Annotated in this window: 25 protein-coding genes and 1 pseudogene; 16 read left to right on the top strand and 10 right to left on the bottom strand. The window is 68.1% G+C overall.

Annotation, left to right across the window (positions count from 1 at the left end; genetic code table 11):
* Nucleotides 1-194: 194 nt before the first annotated feature.
* The 5 genes from V2L32_RS17865 to V2L32_RS17845 all read left to right on the top strand — a co-directional run bounded on the left by V2L32_RS17865 (nucleotide 195) and on the right by V2L32_RS17845 (nucleotide 5,442).
* A complete protein-coding gene (locus V2L32_RS17865) occupies nucleotides 195-707 on the top strand; it encodes a hypothetical protein (protein ID WP_331233906.1) in 513 nt (170 codons plus the stop codon).
* 127 nt (nucleotides 708-834) lie between these two features.
* Nucleotides 835-2,772 (top strand): rhomboid family intramembrane serine protease, encoded by a 1,938-nt coding sequence (locus V2L32_RS17860; RefSeq protein ID WP_331233904.1) that lies wholly within the window; start codon nucleotides 835-837, stop codon nucleotides 2,770-2,772.
* A gap of 46 nt (nucleotides 2,773-2,818) precedes the next feature.
* Nucleotides 2,819-3,232: a peptide-methionine (R)-S-oxide reductase MsrB gene (msrB, locus tag V2L32_RS17855; protein ID WP_331233903.1), complete on the top strand. Its 414-nt coding sequence runs from the start codon at nucleotides 2,819-2,821 to the stop codon at nucleotides 3,230-3,232.
* 98 nt (nucleotides 3,233-3,330) lie between these two features.
* On the top strand, nucleotides 3,331-4,743 hold the full coding sequence (locus V2L32_RS17850) for an APC family permease (RefSeq protein WP_331233902.1): 1,413 nt from the start codon (nucleotides 3,331-3,333) through the stop codon (nucleotides 4,741-4,743).
* Nucleotides 4,744-5,442, top strand: a complete 699-nt coding sequence (locus V2L32_RS17845; protein ID WP_331233901.1) for a universal stress protein — start codon at nucleotides 4,744-4,746, stop codon at nucleotides 5,440-5,442. It abuts the gene before it with no gap.
* 13 nt (nucleotides 5,443-5,455) lie between these two features.
* Here V2L32_RS17845 and V2L32_RS17840 read toward each other — a convergent pair whose 3' ends face one another.
* Nucleotides 5,456-5,638 (bottom strand): hypothetical protein, encoded by a 183-nt coding sequence (locus tag V2L32_RS17840; RefSeq protein ID WP_331233900.1) that lies wholly within the window; start codon nucleotides 5,636-5,638, stop codon nucleotides 5,456-5,458.
* 31 nt (nucleotides 5,639-5,669) lie between these two features.
* Nucleotides 5,670-5,852, bottom strand: coding sequence for a hypothetical protein (locus V2L32_RS17835; protein WP_331233899.1), 183 nt, complete (start codon nucleotides 5,850-5,852; stop codon nucleotides 5,670-5,672).
* Between the two features lie 94 nt (nucleotides 5,853-5,946).
* On the opposite strand from V2L32_RS17835, the gene V2L32_RS17830 reads away from it, so the two are divergent.
* The 3 genes from V2L32_RS17830 to V2L32_RS17820 all read left to right on the top strand — a co-directional run bounded on the left by V2L32_RS17830 (nucleotide 5,947) and on the right by V2L32_RS17820 (nucleotide 7,515).
* A complete protein-coding gene (locus V2L32_RS17830; RefSeq protein WP_331233898.1) occupies nucleotides 5,947-6,186 on the top strand; it encodes a hypothetical protein in 240 nt (79 codons plus the stop codon).
* A 34-nt stretch (nucleotides 6,187-6,220) separates the two neighbouring features.
* Nucleotides 6,221-6,484, top strand: coding sequence for a hypothetical protein (locus V2L32_RS17825; protein WP_331233897.1), 264 nt, complete (start codon nucleotides 6,221-6,223; stop codon nucleotides 6,482-6,484).
* Nucleotides 6,485-6,546: 62 nt separating this feature from the next.
* Entirely contained in the window at nucleotides 6,547-7,515 is a 969-nt protein-coding gene (locus V2L32_RS17820) for an arsenic resistance protein (RefSeq protein ID WP_331233896.1), read from the top strand.
* Between the two features lie 13 nt (nucleotides 7,516-7,528).
* Here the strand turns inward: V2L32_RS17820 and ahbB are convergent, their stop codons facing one another.
* Nucleotides 7,529-8,566: a siroheme decarboxylase subunit beta gene (ahbB, locus tag V2L32_RS17815; protein ID WP_331233894.1), complete on the bottom strand. Its 1,038-nt coding sequence runs from the start codon at nucleotides 8,564-8,566 to the stop codon at nucleotides 7,529-7,531.
* Nucleotides 8,567-8,676: 110 nt separating this feature from the next.
* Here ahbB and V2L32_RS17810 point away from each other — a divergent pair, with 110 nt between their 5' ends.
* Nucleotides 8,677-9,735: an anthranilate phosphoribosyltransferase gene (locus V2L32_RS17810; RefSeq protein ID WP_331233892.1), complete on the top strand. Its 1,059-nt coding sequence runs from the start codon at nucleotides 8,677-8,679 to the stop codon at nucleotides 9,733-9,735.
* A 172-nt stretch (nucleotides 9,736-9,907) separates the two neighbouring features.
* On the opposite strand, the gene V2L32_RS17805 is transcribed toward V2L32_RS17810, so the two are convergent.
* Nucleotides 9,908-10,684, bottom strand: a complete 777-nt coding sequence (locus V2L32_RS17805; protein WP_331233890.1) for a sugar phosphate isomerase/epimerase family protein — start codon at nucleotides 10,682-10,684, stop codon at nucleotides 9,908-9,910.
* A gap of 85 nt (nucleotides 10,685-10,769) precedes the next feature.
* Here V2L32_RS17805 and V2L32_RS17800 point away from each other — a divergent pair.
* Nucleotides 10,770-11,206, top strand: a pseudogene (locus tag V2L32_RS17800) (universal stress protein).
* A gap of 7 nt (nucleotides 11,207-11,213) precedes the next feature.
* Here V2L32_RS17800 and V2L32_RS17790 read toward each other — a convergent pair.
* Complete coding sequence (locus V2L32_RS17790; RefSeq protein WP_331233889.1) at nucleotides 11,214-12,191, bottom strand: succinylglutamate desuccinylase/aspartoacylase family protein; 978 nt, start codon at nucleotides 12,189-12,191, stop codon at nucleotides 11,214-11,216.
* A gap of 24 nt (nucleotides 12,192-12,215) precedes the next feature.
* On the opposite strand from V2L32_RS17790, the gene V2L32_RS17785 reads away from it, so the two are divergent.
* From V2L32_RS17785 to V2L32_RS17765, 5 genes are all read left to right on the top strand, one after another.
* Nucleotides 12,216-12,536, top strand: a complete 321-nt coding sequence (locus V2L32_RS17785; RefSeq protein WP_331233888.1) for a hypothetical protein — start codon at nucleotides 12,216-12,218, stop codon at nucleotides 12,534-12,536.
* 73 nt (nucleotides 12,537-12,609) lie between these two features.
* On the top strand, nucleotides 12,610-13,149 hold the full coding sequence (locus V2L32_RS17780; protein ID WP_331233887.1) for a peptidylprolyl isomerase: 540 nt from the start codon (nucleotides 12,610-12,612) through the stop codon (nucleotides 13,147-13,149).
* Nucleotides 13,150-13,357: 208 nt separating this feature from the next.
* Nucleotides 13,358-13,699 carry a ferredoxin gene (locus tag V2L32_RS17775; protein WP_331233886.1) on the top strand — a complete coding sequence of 114 codons (342 nt, stop codon included), beginning with the start codon at nucleotides 13,358-13,360 and terminating at the stop codon, nucleotides 13,697-13,699.
* An 89-nt stretch (nucleotides 13,700-13,788) separates the two neighbouring features.
* On the top strand, nucleotides 13,789-14,292 hold the full coding sequence (locus V2L32_RS17770) for a hypothetical protein (RefSeq protein WP_331233885.1): 504 nt from the start codon (nucleotides 13,789-13,791) through the stop codon (nucleotides 14,290-14,292).
* 1 nt (nucleotide 14,293) lies between these two features.
* Nucleotides 14,294-14,587, top strand: a complete 294-nt coding sequence (locus V2L32_RS17765; RefSeq protein WP_331233884.1) for a hypothetical protein — start codon at nucleotides 14,294-14,296, stop codon at nucleotides 14,585-14,587.
* A 40-nt stretch (nucleotides 14,588-14,627) separates the two neighbouring features.
* Here V2L32_RS17765 and phoU read toward each other — a convergent pair whose 3' ends face one another.
* The 5 genes from phoU to V2L32_RS17740 all read right to left on the bottom strand — a co-directional run bounded on the left by phoU (nucleotide 14,628) and on the right by V2L32_RS17740 (nucleotide 19,073).
* Nucleotides 14,628-15,308 carry a phosphate signaling complex protein PhoU gene (phoU, locus tag V2L32_RS17760; protein WP_331233883.1) on the bottom strand — a complete coding sequence of 227 codons (681 nt, stop codon included), beginning with the start codon at nucleotides 15,306-15,308 and terminating at the stop codon, nucleotides 14,628-14,630.
* A gap of 81 nt (nucleotides 15,309-15,389) precedes the next feature.
* Entirely contained in the window at nucleotides 15,390-16,232 is an 843-nt protein-coding gene (gene pstB / locus V2L32_RS17755; RefSeq protein ID WP_331233882.1) for a phosphate ABC transporter ATP-binding protein PstB, read from the bottom strand.
* Nucleotides 16,229-17,131 carry a phosphate ABC transporter permease PstA gene (gene pstA, locus V2L32_RS17750; protein WP_331233881.1) on the bottom strand — a complete coding sequence of 301 codons (903 nt, stop codon included), beginning with the start codon at nucleotides 17,129-17,131 and terminating at the stop codon, nucleotides 16,229-16,231. Before pstA ends, pstB begins: the two co-directional genes overlap by 4 nt.
* Complete coding sequence (gene pstC, locus V2L32_RS17745) at nucleotides 17,128-18,042, bottom strand: phosphate ABC transporter permease subunit PstC (RefSeq protein WP_331233880.1); 915 nt, start codon at nucleotides 18,040-18,042, stop codon at nucleotides 17,128-17,130. The genes pstA and pstC overlap by 4 nt, the downstream gene beginning before the upstream one ends.
* The gene (locus tag V2L32_RS17740) at nucleotides 18,039-19,073 is read right to left on the bottom strand and encodes a PstS family phosphate ABC transporter substrate-binding protein (RefSeq protein WP_331233879.1); all 1,035 of its coding nucleotides are present in this window, start codon (nucleotides 19,071-19,073) and stop codon (nucleotides 18,039-18,041) included. Before V2L32_RS17740 ends, pstC begins: the two co-directional genes overlap by 4 nt.
* Nucleotides 19,074-19,340: 267 nt before the next feature.
* Here V2L32_RS17740 and V2L32_RS17735 point away from each other — a divergent pair, with 267 nt between their 5' ends.
* Complete coding sequence (locus tag V2L32_RS17735) at nucleotides 19,341-20,345, top strand: PhoU domain-containing protein (RefSeq protein ID WP_331233878.1); 1,005 nt, start codon at nucleotides 19,341-19,343, stop codon at nucleotides 20,343-20,345.
* Nucleotides 20,346-20,361: the final 16 nt, after the last annotated feature.

Below are 20,361 nucleotides of genomic sequence, written 5' to 3'. Positions count from 1 at the left end.
CGGTCCGCACCGCCCTTCTAGCGACGCGGGCAGCGGCGTTCCAGAGCCTCGGCGTGTGCGACCCGATCCGGTACGCGGAACGGCCCGACTCCTCAGGGTGATCGTCACTGCCGATTTCCGAGGATTCCCGAACGTAGAGCCGTCACGAAGGTGTTTTAGGGGTTTGGTCCGAACGTGGAGACGGGACCGTCCTCATGGACCGAACCGAACTCGTCCACGCCGCGGAGCGAATCGACCGGACGATCGCACGACGGATGCGCCGTCACGGACTCCGACTGCTCCGGTACTCGCTGGGCGTGACGTTCGTCTGGTTCGGCCTGCTCAAACCGCTCGGGAGGAGTCCCGCGGCCGACCTCGTCGCGAACACGGTCTACGTCGTCCCACCAGAGCTGTTCGTCCCGATCCTCGGCTGGTGGGAGGTGACGATCGGGCTCTGTCTGCTCTATCGCCCGTTGCTCCGCCTCGGGGTCCTCCTGCTGTTCGTCCAGATGCCGGGGACGTTCCTCCCGCTGGTGCTCCTCCCGGAGGTGACGTGGATCGCAGCCCCGTACGCACCGACGCTCGAGGGCCAGTACATCGTGAAGAACCTCGTGCTGATCGCGGCCGCGATCGTCGTCGGCGGGACCGTCCGGGAACGCGAGGGAGATCCGATGCCCGGCGAGGTGCTCGAACAGGTCTCCGAGGAACCCGAAACCGAGACCGCCTGATCGACGCCTCCGTCGGCGTCCTCGTCGTGGCTGGAACGGCGGGGCCAACCGACGACCGAGATCGGATCGGCGTCACCGCACGTACCGACCGAGCTATGGCGGTGCGTGCTATCTCCCTACCAACACGATGCCGGTCACGCCGACACAGGTCGTCTTCGCCCTCGCACTCGCGCTCACGGTCGGCATCGCGTGGTACGTCGACGGTCGCGGGCGCTGGCGGGCGGCCGCCGCGGATCGACTGCTCTACGGCGTCCCGTGGGGGACCCTCCTCACCGTCGCGCTCGTCGTCGCGTTCTACCTCGCCGTCCAGGGGGGAGCCCGACACTGGGACGACCCGGTCACGTTCGCGTTCGTCTCGTGGTCGTACCTCTACCCGACGGGACTCGCCACCGCGGGGTTCGCCCACGGCGGTCCCGACCACCTCCTCTCGAACATGGTAGCGACGCTCGTCTTCGGGGCCATCGCCGAACACGCCTGGGGCCACTACCCCCGGTCCGAGCGAACCGTGGGGACGAGGTCGGTAGCCGAGCGCACGGAACACCTGGCCGACGGCGGACGACGGGGGCCCCTCTCCAGGCCCTGGATCCGCGCGCTCGTCGTCGTCCCGGGCATCATGCTCGCGGTCGCGCTCCTCACGGCCGTCTTCTCGCTCGGGCCGGGACTGGGCTTCTCGGGTGCAGTCTTCGCCATCGTCGGCTTCGCGCTCGTCCTCCGTCCCCTCTCGGCCGTCGTCGGCGTCGTGGTCACCTCGACCGTCTCGTTCCTGGCCGAGGCGTTCGCCCGGCCGGTCGTCCGCGAGACGGTCGAGGTCGGTCCGCCGCTCCCACCCGGTTGGGCCGGGATCGGCTTCCACGCGCACCTCCTCGGCTTCCTGCTCGGGGCCCTGCTCGCGGCCGCCCTGCTGTCGCGCCGCCGGCGTCACCCGTCGTTCGGGGCGCTCGTCTTCGGCGTCCTCGTCGTCGGATCGGTCCAGTCGCTCTGGCTGTTGGCCTGGTCCGTGGGGGAGAACGAGTACGCCCTCTACCAGGGGGTCGGCGCGGTGATGGTGCTCGTCCTCGCGCTCGTGGTCGCCGTGGCCGGTGCGGGGAGCGAGCGAGCGATCCCACGCCCGTTCGGTAGGTTCGGGCGCGTGCCGTCCCGGCGGACGCTCGCCCACGGGTGGCTCGCGCTCGTCGGCCTCGCGTTCGTCGGCGGGGTCGCCGGCGTGCTCGTCACCGGGGAGGCGGTCGTCGTGTCCGTCGTGGCCCTCGCGCTCCTCGCGGCGGTCCTCGCGGTCCCCGGACTCCCGCCGCTGCTGCCCGATCGGATCCTCCCGACGCCGGTCTCCCGTCGTACCGCGGGCGTCGTCTGCCTCGCGGTGCTCACGCTCGTCCTCGCGCTCGTGAGCGTCCCGCTGGGGCTGGTCGCCGTCGGGGGCGACGCGATGCCGGGGACGAACGCCGTGACGGCCGGCGATTACGCGGTGACCTACGAGGAGAACGCCACCGCCGGACAGGAGTGGATCGTCGACGTCGGGGAGGAGGCCACCGGGAGCGGGAACGCGAGCGGCGTCATCGTCGTCAGCGACGACCGGGAGCTCTGGACGGTCGCCGTCACCGAGGAGATACTCGCGTTCGAGGGGAGAGAGACCGTCACCGTCGGCGGGATCGGCTGGCGCGAGAGCGTCACCGTCGAGCGCACCGGCTGGGAGGTCCTTGGCACCGGGACGGCGTACGCGGTCGACATCACCCCCGAGAGCGAAGAGGGGACGACCCGCGCGTTCACCTCCGATCCGGTCCGGGCGAGCGCGGACCTCGACGGCCACGCGGTCGAGGTGGTCCCGACCCGGGAGGGTTTCGACCTCGTGGTCGAGACGGACGGCGAACCCGCCGGGTCCGCACCGATCCCCGCGGCAGGCGAGGTGGTCACGGTCGGTGACCTCTCGTTCTCGACGGTCGAGGAGGGCGAGACGACCCGCGTCGTGGTCGAGACCGACGGCGTCAGCGTTCCGATCGCCGAACGCGAGCGCTACCGGTCGCCGACGGCCACTCCTCCGACGGGTACAGTTATACGCACTCCCTCCTAAGGCCCGCTGGACCACGCGAGGCCGGACTCACCTCTGGCTCCGATTTATGACACACCCCGACACTACCGAGTCGTCGCTTCCCGACTCAGAAGACGAGTGGCGCGAACGGCTCACCGACGAACAGTACCGAATCCTGCGCGAGGCGGGCACCGAACGGCCACACACCGGCGAGTACGTCGACCACTTCGAAGACGGCAGCTACCGGTGTGCGGGCTGTGGCGCCGTCCTCTTCGACGGGGAGACGAAGTTCGACCACGGCTGTGGCTGGCCGAGTTTCTTCGACGCGGTCGACGAGGCGGCGATCGAGCGCCGGCCCGACCGCAGTCACGGGATGGTGAGAACAGAAGTCGTCTGTGCGCGCTGTGAGGGCCACCTCGGCCACGTCTTCGAGGACGGCCCGCAGCCGACCGGCGAGCGCTACTGCATCAACTCCGCGGCGATCGAGTTCGACGGCGAGTAGCCCCGAACCGGCGTCCGGGCGGCCGGATCGGAGCCCTATCGGTCCCGGACCGAGAAGGGACCACGCATAAGTCGGCGGCCCGGCACACTCCGAGACGTATGAGCGAGGAGCCCGGCGGTCGGAACATCGAAGGTGAGGGACCGATCGTCGAGACCGTCGTCGAGACCGACGAGGCGACGCACACCGACGAGGGCGAACTCGAGCGGACGCTCGGGCTCTCCGGAGGTCTCGCGATCGGTATCGGGACGATGATCGGCGCGGGTATCTTCGTCTTCCCGGGGATCGCGGCGGGTCGGGCGGGGCCGGCCGCGGCCGCCTCGTTCGCGATCGGCGCCGTCGTCGCGTTGCTCGTCGCGCTCCCGGCCTCCGAACTCGCGACCGCGATGCCGAAAAGCGGCGGCGGCTACTACTTCATCTCCCGTGGGCTGGGCGCGTTCGCCGGCGCCGTCGTCGGACTGTCGCTGTGGTTCGGGCTGGTGTTCGCGACCGCGTTCTACCTGGTCGGCTTCGGCTACTACGCCGTCGACGCGCTCGCGGAGATCGGGGTGGCGGTCGGCACCGGGCTCGTGATCCCGCTCGCGCTGGCCTTCGGCGCCGGGTTCACCGTCCTGAACGTGACGGGGACCGAGAACGCCGCGAAGCTCCAGAACGGGATCGTCGCGCTGTTGCTGTCGATCCTCGTCGTCTTCCTCTCGGTCGGCACCCTCGACGCGGTGGGGATCGTCGGCGAACCGACCGCGCCGGAGGCGTTCGCCCCCTTCGGGACGTTCCCGGTGCTGACGACGGCCGCGCTGGTGTTCACCTCCTACCTGGGGTTCGCACAGATCGCCACCGTCGCCGGCGAGATGAAAGACCCGGGCAGGAACCTCCCGCTGGCGATGGTCGGCTCGGTCATCGTCGTGGGGGTGCTCTACGTCGTCACGGTCTTCGTCGCGACGAGCGCGTTCGGCAGCGAGCAGCTGGCAACGCTCGGCGAGACGGCGATGGTCGAGGTCGGCCGCCACTTCCTCGGGCCCGCGGGTGCCCTCGCGATCGTCCTCGGCGGCCTGCTGGCGACGATGTCGAGCGCGAACGCCTCGATCCTGAGCACCTCACGGGCGATCTACGCCGTCTCGAAGGACGCGATCCTACCGCGGTGGGCCAGCCGGATCAACCTGAAGTACGGCACGCCACACGTCGCGCTCGGCCTCGCCGGCGGCCCGATCCTCGTCCTGACGGCGACTGGTCGGGTCGAGGTGCTCGCGGAGGTCGCCTCCTTCCTCCACCTGCTGATGTACGGGCTGATCTGCGTCGCGCTGATCGCGCTCCGTCGGAACGAGCCCGAGTGGTACGATCCCGCGTTCCGCGTGCCGGGCTACCCGGTCGTCCCCGTGCTGGGGGCGCTCGCGAGCTTCGCGCTCATCGGGTTCATGCAGCCCGCCTCGCAGCTGATCGGTCTGGCCGTCATGGCGGGCACCGCCGGCTGGTACCTTTATTTCGCCCGCGACGTGACGCTCAAGGGGGCGCTCTAGATGACACACGTGCTCGTTCCGATCGAGGTGCTCGAGGGCGAGACGGTCTCGGCCGGGCTGATGGAGCTGCTCGGCACCGTGAACGTCACCGTCCTCGGCTACCACGTCCTGCCCGAGCAGACCCCCCCGGACCAGGCCCGAATGCAGTTCGAAGAGCGTGCGACGAGCGCGCTGGAGGACCTGGCCGAGGGCTTTCGTGCGGCCGGGGGGGAGGCCTACACCCGTCTCGTGTTCACTCACGACGAGGAGAAGACGATCGATCGGGTCGCCGAGGAGACGAGTTCGCACGCGCTCGCCATCTCCGGGGCGGCCGGCGAGATCGACAGCCTCCTCGTGGCGCTCTCCGGCGACGTCGCCGTCGACCACGTCCTCGGGTTCGTCGAGGAGCTGATCGGTGGACGGGACGTCGAGGTGACGCTCCTCCTCGCCACGAGGGAGGCGACCGACGCCGAGGAGCGGCTGGAGCGGGCGGCCGACCGGCTGGCGGGCGCCGGAATCGCCGTCCGGAGGGAGCTCTCGACCGACCGCTCCCCGTTCGACGCGCTGCTGGAGGCCGTTCCCGGCCACGACGCGATCGTGATGGGCGAGCAGGCGCCATCGCTCGCCTCGCTCGTCTTCGGCGACGAGCCCGAGCGCGTGGCGTCGGCCTCCGTCGGCCCCGTCCTCGTCGTCAGGACCGACCCGGCGGTAGACGGATAGCGGCGGCCGACGGCTACTCCCGATCGCCGACCGACGGCGCGCGCTCTCGTTCGCCGAGCACCCACTCCAGCTCCTCGATCGCGTGGAGCACGACCGTCTCGCGCTCGTCCTCGAGCGGCGAGCCCGGCGGGTCGAGCTCGTCGTAGAGGCTCTCGAGACGCTCGATGCGCGCCCTGATCTCGTCTCGTTCTCGCATACGGCCCCCGACGCACCCCGCGGAGTAATAGCTACGCTTCGAAGCGCCACCAGAGAAAGCCCACGGCCGCGGCGACGAAGAGCGCCCCGGCGAGCACGTAGAGGTAATCGCCGTGGAGGATCGCGCTCGTGAAGTACAGCCCCATGATGCCGGCGAGCAGCGAGAGGCTGAGCCAGTGGGCTCTGAAGAAGGCACCCGCGGTTCGCACGCTCATCGTTTCCCTCGTCGTGTTCGCACGCTCAAATACGCTCCGACCGAGCCATTCAGGAGCGTCGAGTCCCTAGAGCGGCCATGGACGTGGCGACCTGATGGAACGGAACAAACTCGCGTTCGTCGCCGTGATCGCCGTCGGCATCGCCCTGCCGGGGACGATGGCGTACGTCGCGAACGCGATGCTCGACCAGCCCGGGCTGGGACAGCTCATCTGGGGGGTCGGCTTCGGCTCGATGGTGATCGTCGTCTGGTACGTCTGGCTCCGCCCGCTCGACATCACCGGCCCGGAGTACGAGGGCGGGACGACCGGACCCGAGTGGGAGCGCGACGAATGAGAATCTTGATTACTCGGACGGTGTGACTCACGGTATGATCGAGTTCGTGCCGCTGGGACTCCTCGACGACATCATCCGCCAGTACCACGTCGGTCACGTCCTCCTGGCAGCGTTCGGGGCCGCGGTGCTCGGGAGCCTGCTGCTGTCGCGCAAGCTGATGGCGCTCAACGTCGCACTCTTCGGCGTGATCTTCCTGCTCACGCCGGGCGACGTGATGGGCGGCAGCGCCGAACTGAAGTTGCTCGGCCTCGCGCTGCTCGTCGTCGGCATCGTCCTCTACACGACGTTCAACGACTGATCGCTCGGATCGACGCCCTCTCCATCCTCTCTCCCCTCCTTGGCTCCTCTCCAGTACTATGCATGAACGTCGTCGAGCGTTACCAGACGGTCCTCGTCGTCGGCGCGGTCGTCGGAGGTCTGCTCGCGGCACGGATCTCTGGGGTTTCCGCCGCCGCGGAGGCGCTCCTCCTCCCGTTCCTGATGGTGATGCTCTTCGGGGCGTTCGCGGGCATCCCGCTCTCGCGGCTCCGCGACGCCTTCGGCAACCGTCGGGTCGTCGCGCCGAGCCTCCTCGTGAACTTCGTCTGGAGCCCGCTGCTCGCCGTCGGCCTCGGCGCGGTCTTCCTCCGCGACCAGCCCGCGCTCTGGGTCGGGCTGATCATGCTGCTGGTCACCCCGTGTACCGACTGGTACCTGATCTTCACCGACCTCGCCGGCGGCGATGTCCCGCTCGCCACCTCGTTGCTGCCGTACAACCTCGTCCTCCAGCTCCTCTTGCTCCCGCTCTACCTCTACGTCTTCGCGGGCGCGCTCGTCTCGCTCCCGTTCGACCTGCTCGTAGAGAGCGTCCTGCTCGTGCTCGTGGTTCCGCTCGCATTCGCCGGCCTCGCACGACGCGGGTCGATCCGGGCGAGAGGACGGGAGTGGTTCGAGCGGCGTGTCCTCCCACGACTGGGTCCAGTCCAGGTCGTCTTCCTCTGTCTCGCGATCGGCGCGATGTTCGCCTCGCAGGGCGAGGTCGTGACCGATCGGCCCGACCTGCTCGCGCTGCTCGCGGTTCCCGTCCTGGCCTTCTACGCGATCAACCTGCTGCTGGGGCTCGGCGTCGGCCGCGCGCTCTCGTTTTCCTACGGGGAGCTGGTCTGTTTCGACAACACGATCCTCTCGCGCAACTCGCCGACGGCGCTCGCCATCGCGGTCGTCGCCTTCCCGCACGAGCCGCTGATCCCGCTCGCGCTCGTCATCGGCCCGCTACTCGAACTCCCGCTCCTGAGTCTCGTCTCCCGGATCCACCTCGGCATACGAGCGAGAGGGTGGGAGTACGGGTAACGAGCGACGGGCGCTACTGGCCGACGAGCCCCTCGTAGCGAGCGCCGGTCTGTTTCAGCGTCGCCGTCGAGTAGAGTCGCTCGTGGTCGTACGGGAGGTGCTCGCCCGCGAGCTCGTCGATCTTCTCGTCTACTGCAGCCTCCTCCCGCCCGTGGATCATCGTGAACAGGTTGTACTCCCACTCCAGCTCGGGCCGACGCGGGCGGTGATAACAGAGCGTGACGTAGGGCAGCGAACCGACGGCGATCCCGCGGTCGTCGAGCTCGTCGTCGGGTACGTCCCAGACGACCATACAGTTCGCGTCGAAGCCGGTGACGACGTGGTTGACGACGCAGCCGATCCGCTTGATACAGCCCTCCGAGAGGAGTCGCTCGATCGCCTCCAGAACCTCCTCGGCGTCGGCACCGATCGCCGCCGCGACGTCGCGATAGGGCGTCGCGGTGAGCGGGAAGCCCGCCTGGATCTCCAGAAGCAGGTCGGCGTCGAGTTCGCTCAGGTCGCCCGCGGCGTCCTCGGAGATCCGCGTCGCGGAGACCTCGGTTTCACTCACCGACTCCCGGGCGAAGCGGTCGTCGTTCACGACCGGGAACTCGAGGTCGATGTAGTAGTCGGTGAGCATCGGGAGGTCGAGTACAGCGCAGCCGGTTCGTTCCTCGATCTCCGCCAGTATCTCGTCGCGTCGCTCGCGCGTGCTGGCGGTGACGACGAACCACATGTTCCACTCGTGATCGCGGCGGTAGTTGTGGTTCACCTGGCGGTAGCCGTTGACGATCTCGGCGTGCTCCGCGAACGATTCCTCGGGCGAGCGGATCGCCGCGAGGGTAGAGGAGCCGATCACCGGCGGGTTCAGGACCGCGCCGAAGCGACGGAAGACCCCCCGTTCGTACAGCCGCTCGACGCGCGAGAGCGCCTCTCCCTCCGAGATACCGAGTTCCACGCCGACCGTGCGGAACGGCCGCTCCTCTACGGGAAACCCGCTCTGGTAGCCGTCGACGATCGCGGCGTCGATCCCGTCGATCTCGGCGCGCCAGTCGCCCCCGAGGCTGCTCATTACGTCGCGTTAGGAACGTCGGAGCCTATCGCTTTCGTTCTCTCACGGACTGCGGACCGCGCTCCCACGCGAACGGGAGGCTTTTGCCCCGAGCGCCCTCACGACCGACCATGGCGAAGGCAGTCGAATCCCACGGCGAGTGGCCGTTGAAGCGCCTGATGACCGAGGTCGTCGGCTCCGGACACAAGTCCGCCGACGACATGAGCTACGAGCAGGCCGCCGAAGCCTTCCGGCGGATCCTCGACGACGAACCCGACCACACGACGTTAGGCGCGTTCTGGCTCGCGAACCGCTGGAAGCGAAACACGCCCGAAGAGCTCGCGGCCTTCACCGACGTGATGCGCGAGTCGGTCGTCACGGCCGAACCCGACTGCGATCCCGTCGACTGCGGGGCGAACTACGACGGCAAGGGCGAGACCGCGATCCTCGGCGTCGGTGCTGGGATCGTCTCGGCCGCCGCGGACGTGCCCGTCGTCACGCACTCCGGCGACCGGGTGCCCACGCAGAAACAGGACGCCTACAAGCACGTCCTCGACGAGCTGGATATACGGACCGAAATCGACCCCGACGAGAGCGCGCGGATGACCGACGAGACCGGCTTCGGCTTCTACTACCAGCCGCGGTTCAATCCCGGTATCGACGGGATCCGCGACCGCCGCGACCAGATGGGCGTGCGGACGTTCGTGAACACGATCGAGACGCTCGCGAACCCGGCGAACGCGGACGTCCACCTCGGTAGTTTCTACCACCTCCCGTTCGCGAAGCGTATCGTCGACACGTTCGAGCGCTCGACCCAGGAGTTAGACCGGATCATCATGTTCCAGGGGATGGAGGGCTACGACGACATCCGGCCGGGGCTCACGAAGGTCGCCGAGTTCCGTGACGGGGAGTTCACCGATTACGAGATCGAGACGAAGAAGTACGGGATGGCGTTCGAGCACGACGATCTGGGGGTCTCGGACGTCGCGGGCGAGTCGGCGTCAATCACGGAAGACGTCCTCGATGGAGAGCGCGGGGGTGGCTTCGCCGACGCCATCGCGCTCAACGCGGCGCTTCGGATCTACGCGGGCGACGGCGCGGAGTCGATCGAAGAGGGGCTGGAGCGGGCGAGAGCCGCGATCGACGACGGGAGCGCGGCGGGCGTGTTGGACGACCTGCGGGCGTTCTGACTCGTCGTTTCCGGCTCGACTGAGAGTAGCGATTTCCTATCGCAACATTTGATATATAATTTTGACATTATCAGAACACCCCCGGATCGTCGATCCATACCAACGTCACGAACGAACGGTGTTCGGGGTGTCATAGGCCGTAGATGGCGTTTGGCGGCGCTGATCGACCCGTTTACGATTCGAAACGATCTACGGACCAGTCGGTTCCGAGGGCCACGGTTGCCCGACGGGCGGTGTCCCGGAGCATGGCGACGTCGTCCGTGAACACCTCGACCGCGACGGTCCCGTCGAAGCCGTCGAGCCGCTCGCCGAGGTCGTCGTACTTGATCTCCCCGGCCCCGATCGGGAGGTGGGTGTCCCCACGGCCGCGCGCGTCGTGGACGTGGAGGTGCGAGATCAGGTCGCCGTACTCCCGCGTGAACCGGGCGATGCCGTCCTCGCCGTCCTCCATGTAAGCGTGACCGACGTCGAAACAGACGCTCGCGCCCGCCTCGCGGGCGAGCCTCCCGAGCACCGAGAGCTGGAGGCCACGCCGCTGGTGGCCGACGTTCTCGACGACCACCTCCACCCCCGCGTCGGAACCGATATTGGAGATCGCCGACAGCTGCTCGACGGTCGTCGGCCGGAGGTCGGTGTCGTGCGGGTCCCGGACAGCCCCGTGGAGCACCGCCTTCCGGGCACCGAGCCCACCGGCCCACTCGAGGAGCCGGCGCTGGTGGGCGACGATCGCCTCGTTGATCTCGGGGACCGGCGTCGCGACGTCCTGCTCGAACGGGAGGTGGACGAAGAAGTCGACGTCCAGCGCGTCGAGCACCCCACGAAGCCGGTCGTCGTCGAACCCTTCGGGTACGTCGGCGGCCTCCGCGAGGCCGAACTCGACGAACTCGAAGCCGGCCGCGGTCGCCTCCGCCCGGTCGATCGAGTCGCCGACGGTGAGCCCGATCTCCATACCGGGGAAACCGGTCGCGGGGTAATCACACTGACGCCCTTCTCCCCGGCGTGGATCACCGGACCCGAACGCGCCGTGTGTCTATCTGTTACCGACCGACGCGAGCGTCGGCGCCGAACGTGCGGTCGAACACGCGATCGACGTCGCCGGCCGATACGACGCGACGCTGCACGCGCTCTACGTCGTCGATACGGACACGTACGGCTCGTACCCCGGCGACGAGTACGTCCACGAGTTCGAGGGGCTCGAGAGCGCTCTCGAACGTGCGGGACGTGACGCGCTCGAGGGATCGCCGAGTCGGCCGGCCGGGCGGATCTCGAAACGGAGGCGGTCGTCCGTCACGGCGTCCCACACGAGGAGATCCTCCGGTACGCGGACGAGGCCGACGTCGGTCTGACGGTCGTCGGCTCGAAGAACCGGTCCGGGGAGTACCGTCGTCTCCTGGGGAGCGTCGCCGAACGGGTCGCCTCGCTCTCCGAGCGCCCGGTGACGATCGTGAAGACGCCCGTCGAGGGGGAGTGAGCCGACGCTACTTCTCCCTGACGAGCGCGACGTTCCCGAGACTGTCGCCCGCGGTTACGGTCGCCTCGCGGGCGATGGCGTAGAGGATACCCTCGCGGTCGGCTTCAGCCTCCTGAAGCACCTCGTAGGTCGCGGGGTCGTAGAGCGTTCCGAGCGGATCGCCCGCCCGCAGCGGCTCGCCGAGTTCCCGATCCGGGTGCGCGCGGAACAGGCCGGAGGTCTCGGCCTGCACCCGGCCGAGGTGGTTGCGCGCGAGGATCTTCTTGCCGTTCTCCTCGACCGACCTATCGAGCATGTCGAGGTCCGCGAGCACGTTCTCCATCCCTCTGAGACCGATCTCTATCGCCTCCTCGACGAGCCACTTGTTGTACGCGAGTTCGGGCGTGATCGAGGGGATGCCCTCCTGGGTCGCGGCCACGCGGAGCTTTCCGGCGAAGTTGCGCTGGCCCCACTCCTCGCCGGCCTCGTCGCCGGCCTCCTCGCCGAGTAGTACGTCCGTCCCGAACGCCTCGGCGAGCGCGCGTGAGTCGTCGTCGCCCTCCATGAAGACGACGTGGGTGAGCATCGTCGGCCCACCGGTGTGTAGGTCGACGATCGCGTCGGCTTCACCCGCGTACGCCCAGAGCCGGGCGGCCATGCGGGAGTGAAGCGTCCCCTCCGGGTCGCCCGGCCAGACGCGGTTCATGTTCGGGTTGACCGAGTCGAGGACCTCGGGGGTGGTGTAGGAGACGTGATCGAACGTGAGGGGATCGGCGACCGGGACGACGACGAGCTTTCCGCGCAGCTCCGTGGGGTCGATCCGGTCGTGGAGCCGGCGGAGCACCTCACAGCCGTTGACCTCGCGTCCGTGCTGGGCGGCCTGGACGTAGAGCGTCGGGCCGGCGTCGCGACCCTTGTACGTGTGGACTGTCGTCTCGATCGGGACGCCCGAGGGGAGGCGGGCGAGCGTGATGCGGTCTGCGGTGTGCGATCCGGGACTGGGCATACCCGGAGTGTGGAGGGCGGGAGGATGAAGCTACCGCACGCGTGCTGTGCAGCCTCGGCCGTTTTACGGCTGGCGTTCTCACCTTCACCCGATCAGACAGTGAGCGACCTCCTCACACAGGCCCGCGAACGAAACGACGTGCTCGGCTCGCTCGCAGCCGTTCTCGCCTCCGTCGCCCGCCCCGATCTGACGCTGCTGGCGATCCCGACCGCGTTCGTCGGCGCGGTGTCGATAGCCACGGTGACGGGCCTCTCGACGCACGTGATGCTCGCCGTCGCGTCGGTCGTCGGGTTCGCGACGATCCTCGACGCGGTCGTCGTCAACCCGCCGATCGACCCGGGGTAGCGAGGGCTCCCTCGAGCCGACCGCTCGTCGTCCGATCACCACCGTTATGCGTCCCCTGCCCGAACGACGAGCCATGACGAGCGCGACGATTCACACCACCGAAGGCGACATCGAGGTCGAACTGTACGACGAGCGGGCACCGGAGACGGTCGCGAACTTCCGAAACCTAGTCGACCACGACCCGGCGGCGAGCGAGGACCCCGGGCCGGAGACGGCCACGTGGGAGGACCCCGAAACCGGCGAAACACGGGGGGACGCCCTCTACGACGGCGTCCCGTTCCACCGCGTGATCGAGGGCTTCATGATCCAGACCGGGGACCCGGAGGGCACCGGCCGTGGCGGCCCAGGCTACACGTTCGACGACGAGTTCCACCCGGAACTCCGCCACGACTCGGCCGGCACGCTCTCGATGGCCAACCGCGGTCCGGACACCAACGGCTCGCAGTTCTTCATCACGCTCGATGCCACCCCGCACCTCGACGACCGCCACTCGGTCTTCGGCGAGGTTACTGACGGAATGGACATCGTCCGCAAGATCGGATCGACCGACACGGACGGCAACGACAGGCCGACGACGCCGATCGAGATCGAGTCGATCACCGTCCACGACTGAACGCCGTCTCTCCGACCCGTGGATCGTCTTTTCGGGTACCGACGAGGAACTCGGTTTCGAAATCGACTCGCGGTAGGTCTCTCGGACGAACCGGTTCGACCGGAGACGACCGCGAACCCACCCCTGTCACGGGCCGGTTCGGCCCACCCCGCCACGGCGCTTCACCGGAACCGTAACCCGAAAGCCGGACCGCTTCCTCTCCCGATCCATGAGCGACACGGACGGCCCGATCGACCCGAGCGAGATCGGCGAGGCGAACGCCCCGCCGGTCGAGGAGAAGCCCTACAAGATCGTCTTCGAGGCGAACAAGTGCATCGGCGCGGGCCGCTGTGCCGAGGTCTCGGACAACTGGGAGCTCGATCTCGGGACGGGGATCGCGAAACCCAGAGCCTACTTCATCGACGAGGCGGACCTCGACGCGAACGTCGAGGCGGCGGAGGTCTGTCCCGCGAAGAAGGACAGGGGCGTGATCCACGTCGTCGATCGCCGAACGAACGAGGAGATCTCGCCCGATCCGAACGGCGACGGCACCCTCAGCGTCGACTGGTAGCCGGGCGCTCGTCCGGAGCCCGACCGTTCGGCCGGTCGTCGCTCTCACCGTCACTACCGTTTTCACCGACGGCCACGAACGGGTCGGGTATGAGTCTCGACCAGCTGTTCTCCCGGGTGCCCGATCCCCGAACCCACAGCTTCCCGGAGTACTCGCTCCCGGCCGGGGAGCCGGTGATGCCGATCGCGATCACGCGGGAGGAGCTCTCGACGCTCGTCGACCTCTACGACGCGTTCTCGGCGGTCGACCCGACGGGAATCGACTCGAACCCGTTTCTCGCGGCGACGAGCCGGTTCCTCAACCAGACGTTCGGGACGACGCTCGAGCGCCCGGACGAACGGCTCCACGACGAGGTCGCGTCGCTGCTCGGATCGTTCTCCGACGACCTGGGCGGGGAGTCGATCGGCGTCGTCGACGTCACGCCGAATGGGCTCCGGACGCTCTACTTCTTCCTGATCACCGCGAAGGCCTACTACACCGCCCCGCACATCCGCTTCCGGCCGGACCACGCGGAGATCGACACGCTCTATCGCGTCTACGAGCGGGTCACGGAGCAGGACGTCTACCTCAAGGACCCGGAGTCGGTGCTCTGACGTGACGGTGGAGAACGCCCTCGTTTCCCGGCGTCCTCCCCTTCGAACGAGCGAGTTCGAGTCGGTTCATCGGGCGGTCGCGCAGGTCACCGGCGAGGTCGTCCTCGTCTCCGTGTTCTCGCTCCTGTTGCTCGCCGGGACCGTGGGCTACTGGACCTACCTCGACGCGGTAGATCGGGAGGACGAGCGCGCGCCCGTCTGGGCGCTCGCGGTCTTCGCTGGGACCCTCGTCGGCGTCGTCCCCGGCGTGGTCGTCCTGCTGGTCTATCGCTCGCGAGCGGGCGCCGACGTCTGAGGCGAGGGCGAACGGCCGTGCTCGCCGACTGTAGCGACGTTCAGTAGAGCAGTTCGTCGTCGTTCTCGACCATGTAGAGGGTTCGCGCCGCGATGTTCACCGCGTGATCGCCGATCCGTTCTAAGTCCCGCACGGTCAGCAGCACGCGCGAGACGTCGCTCAGCAGCCGTTCGATCTCCCCCTCGTCCGTTCCGGCCCCGAGTTCGGTCTCGATCAGGTCGCGGACGACCGTCCCGCTCGCGCGCTCGCACATCGCGTCGAGCTCGTCGTCGCGCCGGTCGATCGCGTAGCACGCCTCGACGTCCTCGTCGGCGTAGGCGTCCATCGCCGCCTCGATCATCTCGAGTGCGACCGCGCCGATCGCCTGGACGTCCACGTCGGGGTAGACGTCCCGCCGGGCCTGTTTCGTGTACTTCCCGAGGTTCGTCGCGAGGTCGGCGATCCGCTCGAGGTCCGTGATGATCTTGAACGAGGCCGCGATGAACCGGAGGTCGCCCGCGACCGGCTGCTGACGGGCGATCAGCTCCGTACACTGGCGTTCGAGCTCGAGGTAGAGATCGTTCACCTCGCTGTCTCTGACGATCACCTCCTCCGCGAGGTCGTCGTCCTTCGATTCGAGCGCCGACAGCGCCATCCGCAGCCGCTCCTGGACGACCTCCCCCATGTAGAGGACGTCGTCCCGGAGCTCAGAGAGGCGCTTTTGATACTCCTTTCGGGCCATCGCTGGGTGGGAGTACCCCCGAAGCGGTCTTTAACCCCGTGGTCGGGCGGACTCCTCGGACGAGCGGTCGCAGAGGACTCGTTACCCGAACTTGCCGGTGATGTAGTCCTCGACTCGCTGGCTCTCGGGGTTCTCGAAGATGCTCGTCGTCTCGTCGAACGCCGCGAGTTCGCCGCCGGTGAGAAACACCATCGTTCTGTCGCTGATCCGGGCGGCCTGTTGCATGTTGTGCGTGACGATCACGACCGTGTAATCGCGCGAGAGCTCCTCGATCAGGTCCTCGATCTGTGCGGTCGCGACGGGGTCGAGTGCGCTCGCCGGCTCGTCCATCAATATCACCTCGGGGTCGGGTGCGATGGCGCGGGCGATACAGAGACGCTGTTGTTGTCCACCCGAGAGGTCGAGCCCGGAGGCGTCGAGTTTGTCCTCGACCTCCCCCCAGAGCGCCGCCCGCCGGAGCGCCTCCTCGACCTGTGCGTCCCTGTCACCGTCTCTCCCCTGAATCTTCAGGCCGTAGGCGACGTTGTCGTAGATACTCTTGGGAAACGGGTTCGGCTTCTGGAAGACCATCCCGACCTTCCTCCGCAAGGCGACCGGATCGACGTCCTCGTCGTAGACGTTCTTGCCCCTGAACCGAAGTTCGCCCTCGACGCGACAGACGTCGATCATATCGTTCATCCGGTTTATCGACCGGAGAAAGGTCGACTTCCCACAGCCGGAGGGACCGATGATCGCCGTCACCTTCTTCTCGGGGATCTCCGCGTTCACCGGCTGGAGCGCGCGCTCGTCGCCGTAGAACACCTCCAGGTCGTGTGCGGAGAGCACCGTCTCCACGGCGCGCGACTCGGGCCCGTCCGGGTCGGCTCTCTCGGTGTCGGTCTCGGAGTCGATGCGCGTCTCGATCGTGGGCTGGGTGTCACTCATGAGAGGTCTGCCTCGAAGCGGTAGCGGATGTAGATCGCGACGGCGTTCATCGCGAGCAGCACGGTCAGGAGAACGACGATGCCGGCGGCGGCGACGTGCTGGAACTCGGCCTGGGGCAGTTTCGCCCAGTCGAAGATCTGCATCGGCATCGCCGCGAACGGCCCGAGAAGGGAGTCGGGCGCGACGAACATCGAGGTCGCCGCCCCGACCATCAGGATCGGCGCGGTCTCGCCGATCGCCCGGCTGAGCGAGAGGATCGTCCCGGTCATGACCCCCGGCAGCGCCGCCGGGAGCACGACGTCGCGGATCACCTCCCACTTCGTCGCGCCGACGCCGTAGGCCGCCTCGCGCTGGGAGTCGGGCACCGCCCGCAGCGACTCCTGGGCGGCGACGATCACGATCGGGAGGATGAGCAGCGTGAGCGTGAGCGCCCCCGCGAGCAAGCTCTGGCCCATCCCCGCGAATCGGACGAACACCGCGAGTCCGAGCAGGCCGTAGACGATCGAGGGGACGCCCGCGAGGTTCGCGATGTTCGCCTCGATCAGGCTCGTCAGCCTGCTCTCAGGGGCGTACTCCTCGAGGTAGATCGCCGCGCCGACGCCGATGGAGACGGTGAACAGCGCCGTGAGCGCGATCAGGAAGACCGAGCCGACGAGCGCCGGGTAGATGCCCGCACCCCGGCCGCCGGGGAGGTAGTTCTCGGGGAATCGCGAGGGCGGATAGGTGAGGAACTCGACCGAGAGCCAGCCCCACGACTCGTAGGCGACGTCCGCGAGCAGCGTGACGAGTGCGACGATCCCGACCATCGTCGAGGCGATACAGAGGCCGACGAACACCCGGCCGATCGTCCGTTTCCGATCCAGGTCGGAGACGTCGGCGAACGGGTTGGTCGTGCTCATCGGTACTCCTCCCGGTAGCGCGAGCGGATCCACATGCTCGCGAGGTTCATCGAGAGCGTCATGAGGAACAGCGTCAGCCCGACGGCGAAGAGGCTCTGGTAGCCGATCGACCCCACCGAGACGTCGCTGATGCCGATCTGGACCATGTAGGCGGTCATCGTCTGGATCGGTTCCAGGGGGCTCGTCGTGAACTGCGGGGCCATCCCCGCGGCGAGGGTGACCGCCATCGTCTCGCCGATCGCCCGGCTGAGCGCGAGCACGTAGGAGGCGAGGATGCCCGAGGCCGCCGCGGGGATGACGACGTCCGTCGAGACCTCGTACCGGGTCGCACCGAGGCCGTAGGCCCCCTCGCGCAGTTCGTCGGGGACGGCGTGCATCGCGTCCTCGGAGAGCGAAGAGACCATCGGGACGATCATGATCCCGACGACGATCGCACCCGCGGCGGCGTTGAACGTCCCCGTCTCGGGGAAGACGCGCTGGATCTGCGGGGTGATGAACGAGAGCGCGAAGAAGCCGTAGACGATCGTCGGAATGCCAGCTAAGATCTCGAGGACCGGCTTCACGACCGAGCGAACGTCGGGGTCGGCGTACTCCGAGAGGTAGATCGCGGTCGCCGTCCCCACCGGGATCGCGATCAGTGCCGATCCCACGGTGATGACGAGCGTCCCCCAGACCAGCGGGAGCACGCCGTAGCTCCGGGGTTCGATCAGCGGCGACCAGGTCGTCCCGGTGAGAAAGCCGATCACCGAGACGGTCCGGAAGAACTCGACCGACCCCTCGAGCAGCACGACGATGATCCCGACGGTGGTGAGCACCGAGAGCGCGGCACAGGCGAAGAAGACGTACCTGACGACCGCGTCCGTCCTGCCGCCGACGCCGGTCGCGGATCGAGTGAGGTCGGTCCCGCTCATCGGTCCTCGATCACCTCCTCGAGGCGAGCGCGCTCCTCCTCGACCGTTTCGGGGGGGATCGCGTAGTAGCCGACGCGCCGTGCCGCCCACTGCGTCCAGGTGAGTTCCTCACCCTCCTCGACGATCCCCGCCTCGCGACCCATCTCGTAGCCGCGGTCGTCGACCTCCTCGAAGAAGAAGCGGACGAACGCGCGGAACTCCTCGCGTTCGAACTCGCCCACCCTGACGTAGGCGAACATCGGTCGGGTGAGCGGGGTGTACTCGCCGGACTCGATCGTCTCCAGCGTCGGCTCGACGCAGCCGTCGCCGTCGTCGACGCCGACGAGCGAGAGCCCATCTTCGTTCTCGTAGTAGTAACCCGCGCCACCGAAGCCGAGCGCGAAGGGGTTTCCCCGGACGCCACGGACGATCACGTTCGTGTCGGCGCTCGCGGAGTAATCCGAGCGGACCGCCCCGATGTCGCCCGTGATCGCCTCGGTGAAGTAGTCGAACGTTCCCGACCCCGTGTCCCGGCCGTAGAGGTCGATCTCCTCGTCGGGCCAGTCGTCCCTGACGTCGGCCCAGGTCTCGACCTCGGACCCGGACCCCCAGATCTCGTCTAGCTCCTCGACCGTGAGACAGTCACACCAGTCGTTGTCGGGGTGAACGAACACCGCGAGGCCGTCGAGCGCGGTCTCGAACGCGACGTACTCCACCTCGGAGACGTTACACTGGGCCGCCTCGTCGTCGAGGATCTCGCGGCTCGCGTTCTGGACGTGGGTCTCGCCCGCACAGAAGCGCTGGAAGCCCGCACCGGTCCCGGAGCCGTAGACGGGAATCTGCACGCGGTTGTTCCGCCACTGGAACTCCTCGGCGACGGCCGCGGCGTGGGGGAGCAGTGTATTGCTCCCGTCCACGAGCACCTCGCCCGAGAGCCCGCTGTCCTCGCCCCGGGCGACACAGCCGGCGACGGCTGGTACGGTGGCCCCGACACCACACAGAAACGCCCGACGCGACACCGACTCGTCTCCGTTCCACCCGGACCGTGCCATCACTCTCACTCCTCGGCGGACCTCTAAATACCCTACTATGTTCGCTATTGTGGACTCAGTATTTCACAGCAAACGATCGAGTCTCTCGCGTCTCGTGTGGATTTCGGACGTCCCGGGATCGATCTCGTCCGACCGGTCGACTCTATATACCTCCCAGATTCGTCGATCCTCCGATTCAACCGGTGAGAATCCCGGAGTCGGATTCTGTCGAATTTAGAACAGTATAGATATACGGACGTTTATTGTGGTCGGCTCCGGAGGGACGGTATGGAGACGCGAAAGGTCCAGGTGACCGGCGGCTCGACGTTCACCGTCTCGATCCCGAAGACGTGGGCGGAGGATCACGGGGTTTCGGCCGGCTCGGAGGTGACGTTCTACCCCGAGGGCGACTCGCTTCTACTCTCGGTGCGCCGCGACGAGGACCCGATCGAGGGGGTGCTGGGGATCGACGACGTCCACGGGCGGGACCTGACCCGCGCGGTCGTGACGATGTACGTGAGCGGCTTCGACCTCATCAGATTGGAGGCCGAGAAGATCACCGCCGACCAGCGCCGGTCGGTGAGAGACGCCACGCAGGCGCTCGTCGGGCTCGAGGTGGTCGAGGAGACCGGCGACCGGGTACTGCTCCAGGACCTCCTCGATTCGGGACAGCTCTCGGTCCACAACGCGGTGACGCGGATGCGCCTGATCGCGGTGACGATGCTCTCGGACGCGGTGACCGCCGCCGCCGAGAGCGACGCGGACCTCGCCGACGACGTTAGAGAGCGCGACGACGACGTGGATCGGCTCTGGTTCATGGTCTCGCGGGTGTTCCGGTCGATGCTCAGGAACCCGAGCGCGGCGGCCGACCTCGACATCGGCCGCGAGGCCTGTTTCGACCACCACTCGGTCGCGAGACAGCTCGAGCGGATCGGCGACCACGCGGCGAAGATCGCCGACCTCTCGACGGAGATCGAGCCGATCTCCGAGGACGTCGCCGAACCGCTCGTCGCGCTCCACGACGACGCGATCGCGGTCGTCGAACTCGCGATGGACGCCTTCCTCGAGGCCGAGAGTGACCGTGCGACACGACTCGCAAACCAGGCCAGAGAGGACGTCGGAGGGATCGACGAGCACACCCGGGCGGTCGACGAGCGGATCCGCGGGCTCGACGACCCGCTCCAGGCACAGCACCTCGGGCTGATCGTCGACTCGCTCTCGCGCACTGCGGACTACGGCGGCAACATCGCCGAGACCGCCTTACAGAACGCCGCGCCCCGGCCCGAGCGCTGAGGCTCGGGAGAGCCCC

The sequence above is a fragment of the Halalkalicoccus sp. CGA53 genome (assembly GCF_036429475.1).
In the GTDB taxonomy this organism is placed as follows: domain Archaea; phylum Halobacteriota; class Halobacteria; order Halobacteriales; family Halalkalicoccaceae; genus Natronorarus; species Natronorarus salvus.
Note: the sequence above shows the minus strand (reverse complement) of the source record. Positions and strands in the feature narration are given on the sequence as shown.